The 9,560-nt window shown below is 52.5% G+C and carries 7 protein-coding genes and 3 pseudogenes; 5 read left to right on the forward strand and 5 right to left on the reverse strand.

Annotation, left to right across the window (positions count from 1 at the left end; all coding sequences use genetic code 11):
* Positions 1-75: 75 nt before the first annotated feature.
* A pseudogene (locus ABIE32_RS21410) lies at positions 76-282 on the forward strand (transposase); the annotation flags it as partial.
* A gap of 29 nt (positions 283-311) precedes the next feature.
* On the opposite strand, the gene ABIE32_RS21415 reads toward ABIE32_RS21410, so the two are convergent.
* Both ABIE32_RS21415 and ABIE32_RS21420 read right to left on the reverse strand, forming a co-directional pair.
* Entirely contained in the window at positions 312-1,133 is an 822-nt protein-coding gene (locus ABIE32_RS21415; protein WP_429019282.1) for an IS3 family transposase, read from the reverse strand.
* Positions 1,130-1,405 (reverse strand): DUF1153 domain-containing protein, encoded by a 276-nt coding sequence (locus ABIE32_RS21420; RefSeq protein ID WP_429019285.1) that lies wholly within the window; start codon positions 1,403-1,405, stop codon positions 1,130-1,132. The genes ABIE32_RS21415 and ABIE32_RS21420 overlap by 4 nt, the downstream gene beginning before the upstream one ends.
* 3 nt (positions 1,406-1,408) lie before the next feature.
* Between ABIE32_RS21420 and ABIE32_RS21425 the strand changes: the two are divergent.
* Positions 1,409-1,708 (forward strand): annotated as a pseudogene (locus ABIE32_RS21425) (IS5/IS1182 family transposase); the annotation flags it as partial.
* A gap of 134 nt (positions 1,709-1,842) precedes the next feature.
* Here ABIE32_RS21425 and ABIE32_RS21430 read toward each other — a convergent pair.
* Positions 1,843-3,561 (reverse strand): sensor histidine kinase, encoded by a 1,719-nt coding sequence (locus ABIE32_RS21430; RefSeq protein ID WP_429019286.1) that lies wholly within the window; start codon positions 3,559-3,561, stop codon positions 1,843-1,845.
* Between the two features lie 142 nt (positions 3,562-3,703).
* A complete protein-coding gene (locus ABIE32_RS21435; protein WP_429019289.1) occupies positions 3,704-4,579 on the reverse strand; it encodes a response regulator transcription factor in 876 nt (291 codons plus the stop codon).
* A 410-nt stretch (positions 4,580-4,989) separates the two neighbouring features.
* On the opposite strand from ABIE32_RS21435, the gene ABIE32_RS21440 reads away from it, so the two are divergent.
* The 3 genes from ABIE32_RS21440 (at position 4,990) to ABIE32_RS21450 (ending at position 8,723) form a co-directional block, all read left to right on the forward strand.
* Positions 4,990-5,922 (forward strand): IS5 family transposase, encoded by a 933-nt coding sequence (locus ABIE32_RS21440; RefSeq protein WP_429019292.1) that lies wholly within the window; start codon positions 4,990-4,992, stop codon positions 5,920-5,922.
* 1,164 nt (positions 5,923-7,086) lie between these two features.
* On the forward strand, positions 7,087-7,683 hold the full coding sequence (locus tag ABIE32_RS21445) for a hypothetical protein (protein WP_429019294.1): 597 nt from the start codon (positions 7,087-7,089) through the stop codon (positions 7,681-7,683).
* A gap of 599 nt (positions 7,684-8,282) precedes the next feature.
* A complete protein-coding gene (locus tag ABIE32_RS21450; protein WP_429019297.1) occupies positions 8,283-8,723 on the forward strand; it encodes a hypothetical protein in 441 nt (146 codons plus the stop codon).
* Positions 8,724-9,437: 714 nt separating this feature from the next.
* Here ABIE32_RS21450 and ABIE32_RS21455 read toward each other — a convergent pair.
* Positions 9,438-9,560: pseudogene (locus tag ABIE32_RS21455) on the reverse strand (IS5/IS1182 family transposase); the annotation flags it as partial.

The raw sequence follows: 9,560 nt of genomic DNA on the forward strand, positions 1-9,560 counted from the left end.
CACATCAAAAAGTGCCAAAGTGGTGGGAAGTCCTTCGTATTCAAATCCGGGCCGCAGCGGTAGTAGGCTCGGATGATGAGTGAGACGAACTGGGGACGGTGCAAGTACCGCACCACAAACTGGAAGGCGTACAACGCAGCATTGAAGGCCCTGACCATCTGGCTGGACTTTGGACTGCAGTGGTTGGCCCCTCCAAGCGGCAAGCGTGGCCGCAATCGCACCTTCTCAGATGCTGCTATCCAGTTTTGCCTGACCATCAAATGTCTGTTCGGCTTGCCTCTGCTGTATTGACCTAGCACTTTCTGCACAGGTCAGGCCGCTAACGCATATGCCTCAGCGGGGGTCTTCATTTTCAGCGCCTGGTGAGGGCGCCGGTGGTTGTACCAGCCGATCCAGTCTGCAATCACGCGGCTGGCGTGCTGCAGGGTTTCAAACCGGTGGCGATGCACGCATTGGTCCTTGAGCGTGCGAATCACGCGCTCAACCATCCCATTTTGCTCGGGACTGTAGGGCGTAATGAACTCCTGCTGCAGTCCGTAGCTTTTGACCATGGCTGTGTAGCTGCGGCTGGTAAATACCAGGCCGTTATCGGACCTCAATAGGAGTGGATGCTTGACCTTGCCCAGGCATCCATACCGCGCGATCAGGGCTTGCTCCAGCGCTGATTCAGCCGTCTTGGACTGGCCGCTGCGGCTCAGGTGCCAACCCAGCAATTCACGGCTGTAGCAGTCGATCACCAGGGCCAGTGAGGCCCATCCGTCACGCCCAGCCCAAACCCGGCACAGATCGGTCGCCCAGCGTTGATCCGGGGCCTTGGCCACCGACGGTAAGGCCTGGATACGGGGCCTGAAGCCCACTGGGCGCTTACGCACCTGCCAGCCCTTGATCTGGAAGATTCGCTGCACTGTGTTCTTATTGAAGCCAAGCAGATGCGCCACCGTCCGATAACCAAAGGAGGGGTTCTCTTCGATCATGGCCTTGATCGGCTGAACCAAGTGTTCCTGAACCTTGGGCGCCGATTTATAGCTGCGGTAATACACCGTGCGCCTGGGAATCTGGAACCACTGGCACAGCTTGACCAAGCTGACCGCAATCCCGTCTTCAGCCAATCCCTGCTGAAGGCTGAGGGTCATTTCTCGTCCTCGTTGCCCAGCAGGGAGGCCAGCTTTTTTCTCGCACGCAGCTCCAACATCGCTTCGCCATAGGCCTGCTGCAAATCACTGAGCTGGCGTTCGTACTGCTCTTTGATTTCCAGGGGCTTGCTGCGCAGCGCGTTCTCCATACCGCGCTTGCCTTCATCGACCCACCGTTCAACCTCAGAAGGGTTGAGGTCGTAGGCCCGGCTGGCCTCTGACACCGTGGTCTTGCCTTGAATGATGTCCAGGACCAGGGCCGCCTTTCTCACAGGCGGGGAGTCATCCCCGTCATTCCGCCGCGCAAAGGAGCAAGGCTGCGCAAAGGACTGGCATTCACCCATCGCAATGAGGCAGTCAAGGCATGCAAGCGATTGGGTCGTGCCATCTGGAAACGCTGGAGCGGCTACCACCGCAGATCACTGGAGGAGTCGAAGATGAATTGCTTCAAGCGCTTGGGTGAGAAGGTGATGTCCAGGACGTTTGAGCGACAAGTAGTCGAGCCGGGCATTCGGGCATCCATCCTCAATCGCTTCACCGAGCTGGGCACGCCCCAGACGGTGGTCCTGGCATAACTACGTCTGGGGTTTGAGGAGACTCAGCCTCAGACCGATTTATGCAACAAGGCCATCACAGAGTGATGTTTCAGAAGTGAACTTCTGTAGACACTGTATGAAACACAAGTGAAGCGCCAGATTAGACGCCTTCGCTAATCAAGTCTCAGGTGATCTAGACAAGCCGCAGGATTTCTTTCCGCCACATGCAGGCATGGATCTTTTCTGGAATTAACGCTATTCCGTAGTGCCATCATGTGAATTGCAGGAAAGTCGAGATGTGCCAGCAAGCTTCGAACTCGATCAAGAAATAATGTATACGAGTTCTCAGTTGCATGAAGTTCGATCCAAACTTCGATATCGCTGAAGCGGCCATGCAGCGCTAGCTTGGCAAGCTCATCGAGAGCATGAGAAGGCATAGCACTTTCTAGCGGAGGAGCCATTGATTCTCGTTTTGTGAGCCCTGATTCACTTAACACAATAATGGGCCAGTCTGCGACAAAAGCATCAATAACTGGAATGCGAAGCTCGAATGAAAACGTTGTTCCTTGATAAGGGGTGCTGATCACACCAAGTGTGCCGCCCATGGCTGCGACAATTCGCTGTGCAATGAACAAACCCAAGCCATTGCTGCCGCTTGCAGCCTGTACTTGCTGGAACGCTTCGAATATATCGACACCTTGCTTAAGGTCCATTCCTATTCCCGTATCACTGACAGCGAAATGCAATATGGTGAAAGCATTGCCCTCAGGCTTAGCGGTGATAGAAAGAGTAACTGTGCCGTCACGCGTGAATTTGGCTGCATTAGAGAGAAGATTCAGCAAGACTTGTTGCAGGCGCTTTCTGTCAATATCGATGTGGAGGGGTAAACGCTCGGAGAATGTAAATCGATAACGATTGTCTTGGAATGAACATAGCGCGATTGCATATTTGGAGATGTCGTCAAGGAGTCGATGTAGGTTAGTGTTTACTGGCTTTATCGTCAGTGGGGACAACTCTGACTGAGCGTATTCAAGCAACTCATCGATTAAATTGAGTTGGTACTTGACGCTGCGCTCGATGGTCTGCAGTAGTTTGCGCTGCTCTTGTGGTGCATCAGTCAGAAGGAGTTTGGAATAGCCACTGATTGTTGCTAATGGCGCACGCAGATCATGGCTGATGTAGCCCAGTATTTCGACCTTCTGGCGTTCCTTGGCTTTCGCGACGGAAAGTGCCGAGCTCAACTCTGCATTCAAAGCTGATGCATGCATATTCCCAAATACGAGCGCATAGTTGATGTGAATCAACATCAGACCAAATGTGAGTATAGTTTGGAAGTTGCCCGAAGCTAGGAAGTTCTGCTCCACGGGGAAGAATGAAGTTCCCACTATGCGTGCACAATAACACGCGAGGAGCATTAATAAAACGGCGATAATTTCGGGGGGGACATATCTACGTTGCTTCTTTGTCATTACAAGCAACATTTGAAGAGTCATACACGTAAGCAATATCTGAGCACAGCTGTACACATACATGCGGGCAGAAGTGTCGTATGTGAAGTAGGTGTAGTACGAAAGTCCAAATGCCTCGCATGCCAGTATCACCAACATCCAAGGCAGCCAGAACCATTGACGGTTGAAAAAAAGGCATATACCTACATGGAGCAGGATTGAACTCAGGGTAGCACTGAGATCGGCAATGAGGATGGTGAAAAAGTCGGGAATCATTTCCCGCAATGCAACTAGTATAGATCCGACTCCAAACGCCAAGAATCCGGAACCCCAGTAAATGAGGTATTGAGCCTGTGCTTTAATTCGGAGTGCCAGTATGCCAATAAAAAGCGCGAATTCCACCATTGCGCACAGAACTGCAATGGTGGCAAAATTCAAATTCATTTCAAAGTCTTCGCTTGACAACCTAGATGCAGGAAATCTTGTACTTGCTGATGCTCATGAGTAGCAGAAAATTGACTAATGAAAATAAGATTCAATTAATTCTTATTAAAAGTGAAGGCTGTTCAATTTTCAAAAAATTCTTCTATTTAGACTGGGATGAGATGGCATTCTGAATGGTGTCAGGATTGACTTGATATTCTGCTCTCAACTGTGTTGGAGATTTTTTCCAATATTTTTTAAATTCCGTGGAAAAATTGGCCGGATTTGAATAGCCTACCTCCATCGCTACTTCCGCGATGTTCAATGTGCTTTGACCGAGCAGTAAAGCGGCTCTGCGCATTCGTTCCTGTCGGATAAATTCAAATGCTGATGTGTGATTGAAAGCCTCGAAAACTGTATTTAGACGGCGCAGTGATATTTTGAGGTGAAGGGCGATGTCTGTACTTTTTAAAGAGGATTCTTGAATATGATTGAATATATATTCAATGGCCACCTGCTTCAGTGCTAGATTAACCGATGATGAGCCCTGTGGTTTGCTATCATTGACAAGATGGTCATTGACATCAATTGATTTAAGTTGTGATGTATTTCTTCTTTGAGAAATTTCTAAGTGAATTCGAATTCTTTCCAATACCTCTTCAAGATGAAATGGTTTTCCGATATAATCTACGCCTCCTGCCCTTAGACCTTCTACTCGCTCATCCTTTTCTGTCATGGCAGAAAGAAAAATAATGGGAATATGCTGAGTGAGGGGATTATTCTTCAATAGGCGTGCAATCATAATTCCATTTCGCCTAGGCATGCGAACATCCAAGAGAATTATGTCTGGAATAAGTATACTTGCTCGTGCATATCCTTGATCACCATTAAGAGCCACGCTCACGCGGTACGACGTATTTCGTAGAGCAGCAATCAAAAGACGAAGCTGATCCGGGTCGTCATCTACTATTAGTATATGAGGTGTGGGATAATTATTGTTCTCGCTGTTTGTCTCTGGCACGGTTTTCAATAATTTCAAAGATAATGATATATTATTATATATTTCATGTCGATCTTGGTATGTTTTATTTTAATTTCTAGAAAAATTTTGTACATGCCTCCTGTTGTTTTTACATGACACTTTCCAAAAAAGAAAATATTAATTTAAATTAATCAAAAATATTTTTAATAAACCAAAAGCATTGATTGAGCAGTGGACATTAAAAATTCGGTCACAGTCGTTGGGGATTGATTTCGCCTTCTCGCAATCGGCTTATATATAGAAATACAATAGTAAGCCCATTGTTCATTAATTTATATCGATTCTGATTTTTGATAGTTTTTTGCTCGAGGTGCTTGTGAAGTATTTGTTTATGGCAGTATTACGTTTGGTTAGTCTGAATGGCGTTGTTGCATAAATCCATGTTCCAGCTGGGGTAGGCTCGGGAGATGAGAGAGACGAGCTGGGGCCGGGGTAAGTACCGCACAACGAACTGGAAGGCGTACAACGCAGCGTTGAAGGCGCGAGGGGACCTGACCATCTGGCTAGATAAGGACATGCAGTGGTTGGCCCAGGCCACTGGCAAGCGTGGGCGCAGTCCAACCTTCTCAGATGCAGCCATCCAGTTTTGCCTGACCATTAAGTGCTTGTTTAGCCAGCCCTTGCGTCAGACACTAGGCTTGGTGCAGTCGCTATTGCGTATGGCGGGCCTGCCGTGGACTGCTCCCGACTACAGCACAGTGTGCCGCAGGCAAAAGAGCTTGAATGTGCAGGTGCACTACCGAGCAAGCGAGAAAGGCTTACACCTGCTGGCCGACTCCACGGGCATCAAGTTCCTGGGCGAAGGTGAGTGGAAGACCAAGAAGCACGGCGCAGAGCGCCGCCGCCAGTGGCGCAAGGTGCATCTGGGTATCGATGCCCAGACAATGCAGATACGGGCCATTGCAGTGACCACCAATGAAGTGGGCGACTCGCCCATGGCAGCAGCCTTACTGGGCCAAATCCCCAGGCATGAACAGGTAGCCAGCTTTACTGGTGATGGGGCGTATGACACCAAAGATGTACATGAGGCGTGCTACCTGCGGGGAGCCATTCCAATTATCCCGCCACGCAAAGGAGCGAAGCTGCGCAAAGGGCTGGCATTTGCTCACCGCAATGAAGCGGTCAAGGCGTGTAGGAGGTTGGGGCGGGCTATCTGGAAAAGATGGAGCGGCTACCACCGAAGGTCTTTGGTGGAGACCAAGATGAATTGCTTCAAGCGTCTGGGCGAGAAGGTGATGGCCAGGACGTTTGAGCGCCAGGTGGCCGAGCTCAATGTCCGGGCATCCATTCTCAATCAATTTACCGCGCTGGGTACGCCCCAGACGGTCGCTGCTGCGTAAATCCATTTGGGATTGAGGATGCCTTGCCCTATGACCGATTTATGCAACAACGCCTGTGGCTACCATTCACCTCGCGCATTCGGATTGTATCAATTGAATCTTCGTATAAACACAGATAGGTTAATCGCAAAAAACAATCAACGGGAAATGCGTTTGCTATTTTTGAAATATCTTTGTATTTATTCATCGTAGCTTAAAATTTTGTAGCATATTTGCGATGCTTGTTGCAAACGTCCACGCCTTTGATATATATCGCATCTATGGATGGACTTGGGTAGCTCGCAAGGGTGCAGCTGTTTTCATTGCCACAAAATTAGAACGCTAGGAAAATTTATGGACCTCAATTTCTCCAAAGTTTTGACATTGCTTTCATTGGGAGTTGCTTCCCATGTATGGGCTGCTGATTGCGTGGTCGGCATTAACTCCGAGGGCGTTTGCACCGTGCCTGCGGGCGCCACCACTGCCGTCTTTGAGGTTTGGGGAGGTGGCGGTGGAGGCGGATCAAAGGACGCTAATTCCAGCGGTCTGCCAAGCGATGGTGTTGGCGGTGGAGGTGGCTCCTACTGCAAGGTTACGTCCAATGTCACGCCGGGGAGCACCTTGACGGTGCGGGTAGGCACGGGCGGCACTGCCGGTATGCCGAGCACAGGTGACTGGATGCGTCCTGGCACCTCTAGTACAGGTGGCGGGCTTTCAGCCATTACCGGTGTTGGTGTCAGTGGTGTTACTGCCAATGGGGGAGGCGGCGGTGGTGGAAGCACTATTTGGAGCAACTACGATTCTGGGAGAGGTAAACCAGGAGGCGGTGCAACTGCAGTGAGCGGAGGCGCAGGAGGTGCTGGAGGCAACGACGGCGTGTACAAATCAGCTCCTGGCGGAGGCGGCGGAGCGGGGGCTACAGGGGGTGCAGGAGGAGCTGGAGGTAACGGCAGCAATGGTGGCAGTGGGAGCGACGGAGGACCTTGGGATGGGGTCTCTATTGGCCCGGGTATTGCTGGTGGGGATGGAGGAAATGGTAGCGATGGTGGCGATGGTGGCCCAGGGGGCGCTGGCACCATCGCGGGCCCCGGTGGTGCGGGTGGAACAGGTGGATATGGAGGATCCGGGGGGAACGGTGGCGAAGGATCTCCAGGAGAGGGGTGGGGGCCCAACGGCAATCCAGGTATGGACGGTACGCCTGGTGCGGCAGGCGCTGCCGGCGAGACCCTGGTAGGGCCTCTGGCAGTGGATGCATGCAGCGGTGAAGGGCTGGGCGGCGCAGATGGCGCTGGCGTAAACGGAGGACGCGCGGGAGGTCCCGTTGCCGACGCCGACGCCGGTAGCGGGGGCGCTGGCGGCTTGCCGGGTCACCCAGGCCTGGTAAAGATGAGCTTTTCTGCTGCTCAGACCATCGATTTCCCGCCCCAACCCACTTCTCATCAGACAGACGGTGGCCCATTTCCCATCGAATCTGCCGCCACGTCCAGCGCGGGCTTGCCAGTCACGTACACCAGCCTTACCCCTGACATATGCACGGTGGCAGGCAATGTCGTAACACCATTGGCCGCGGGCATTTGCACGGTTGCTGCCGTTCAACCCGGAGGAGTCGTGGGGGGGGTGTCGTATCCAGCAGCCACCCAGGTAGTTCAGAGCATTACCATCGTGGCAGCGCAAACCCCAAGCGTCAGCGGTGTGAAGGCCGTGCCTACATTGGGCACATGGGGCATCGGTCTGTTGATAACATTATTCGGTGTCATTGCCTATCGCCGTCGAAGCGTGTAAAGCGTCGAGATGCCCAGCGCGCCTCCCTTGCGTGGGCATCATCTCGAATGCGTGAACCTCAACCCAGCGCAAGCTACCTTCGAGCCAATGGTGATCGCCATTTGCAGGTCCGCAGGATCTGCTTGACGGCAGTGTTGCACAAGGACAACTATGGGTCGGCAGCACTCATTCGCGAGCCGAGATAGCGGACTTCCAGCATCCTCGGTGACTGCCTGTTAGCGAGGGGCTGCTGCGGACCTGAAAACAGTCATTGGGGAAGTGACTGTCTTGGCGCTTTGAATGAGCGCTATGACTAGGTGAACGGTAGCTCGCCCAGCTACGATCAGCGGCAGCAACACGCTGCACAGCAGAAATAGGCTGAGAGCTAACGTGGGGGCTGCAACATCGAATGTCGGCGGCGATCAACAGCTGGACTTGATCGACTCTGGCTGCAATCTCCAAGAATTAGCATTCAAGGATTTCCGCAGCCTTTGTCGGAGATCACCCCGACCCGGCCCCTTGGCGACGATTCACCGTGCATTCAGGCAAAATCCAGACGATAAGGGCAGCCTGGCGTCAGGTCTGCCGTGAAGCCCACCTTGAAGAATGGAACAGCATCAATGGCTCTGACGAAAAAGGGCGAGTTCTTGTACGGGACGACGTCCGGCGACACTCAAGCCGAGTTGCGCAGCTACAGCGTTGCGAATGGCCATGAGGCCGTCCGGTTTGCCTCGTCCAAATGCAGTTGCGGGTGCCGCACTTTTGCGCTGCAGACCGATGAAGAAGCCGGCGTAGCAATCCGCACCTGCAGCGACTGCGGGCAGGAACACCTCATGGGCGACAGCGCGGACTACGTTGAAGAGGCCGCCCCCGGCGGGCATGCGTGCGTGTGCGAGAACGAGGTGTTCGAGCTGGTGTCCGGCGTCTCCGTGTATAAGGGCACACATGACGTGCTTTGGTGCTACATCGCTTGCCACTGCGTGGAATGTAATCTGGTTGGGGTTTTCGCAGACTGGAAGTGTGAAGCAGGTGATGCGGCGGACTTCCTCGCCAAGGTATGAGCTTTCCCCCCATCGCAGAGATCATGCTCGGAGGCTCGAGCGGCCGAGGAGTGTCATGAGGTGGTTGGTGAAATTGGCTGCACCAATGACGGCAATCGCTACAAAACCGAGGCTGGTGCATGGAAACCCGTCTAGGCTGATCTGAAACGTTCAGTCCAAGACGTTTGAGCGGTAAGTAGCCGAGCCGGGCCTTCAGGCACCCATCCTCAATCGCTTCACCGACCTGTGGACGCCCCAGACTGTGGCCGTGGCAAAAATCCGTCAGGGGTTTGGGGGAGCTCGGCCTCAGGGCGATTTATGCAACAAAGCCCATAGAAATTGTTCGAGCTCAGTTTCGAATGCACTTGAAGCTGCAATAGATGGTGCTGTTTTTCGCTTGCATGGTCCGCGCGCAGGATGGTTGAGCCTATTGAGAGAATATTAGTAACGCCGGAGCTGTGGATTGCTGCGCAAATAAGAAAGCGAGCAGTAACCATGGCGTGGACCCCAGGACTGACGCTTGATTACGCTCGAGCATTGAGTATGCTTGCCGATCCGCGACCTTTTGGTTGGGTCAGAATAATAAAAGGGGTTTCTATACTAATTTCTAATAAATTCCGCTCATGGAGAATTAATAGTTCTAGAAGCTAGAATCGGCGTTGTTGCATTACAGGGGCTTCCGGCGTTGTTGCATAAATCGGTCATAGGGCAAGACATCCCCAATCCCAAATGGATTTACGCAGCAGCGACCGTCTGGGGCGTGCCCAGCGCGGTAAATTGATTGAGAATGGATGCCCGGACATTGAGCTCGGCCACCTGGCGCTCAAACGTCCTGGCCATCACCTTCTCGCCCAGACG

It is taken from the genome of Comamonas sp. 4034 (assembly GCF_050434545.1).
GTDB lineage: Bacteria > Pseudomonadota > Gammaproteobacteria > Burkholderiales > Burkholderiaceae_C > Comamonas > Comamonas odontotermitis.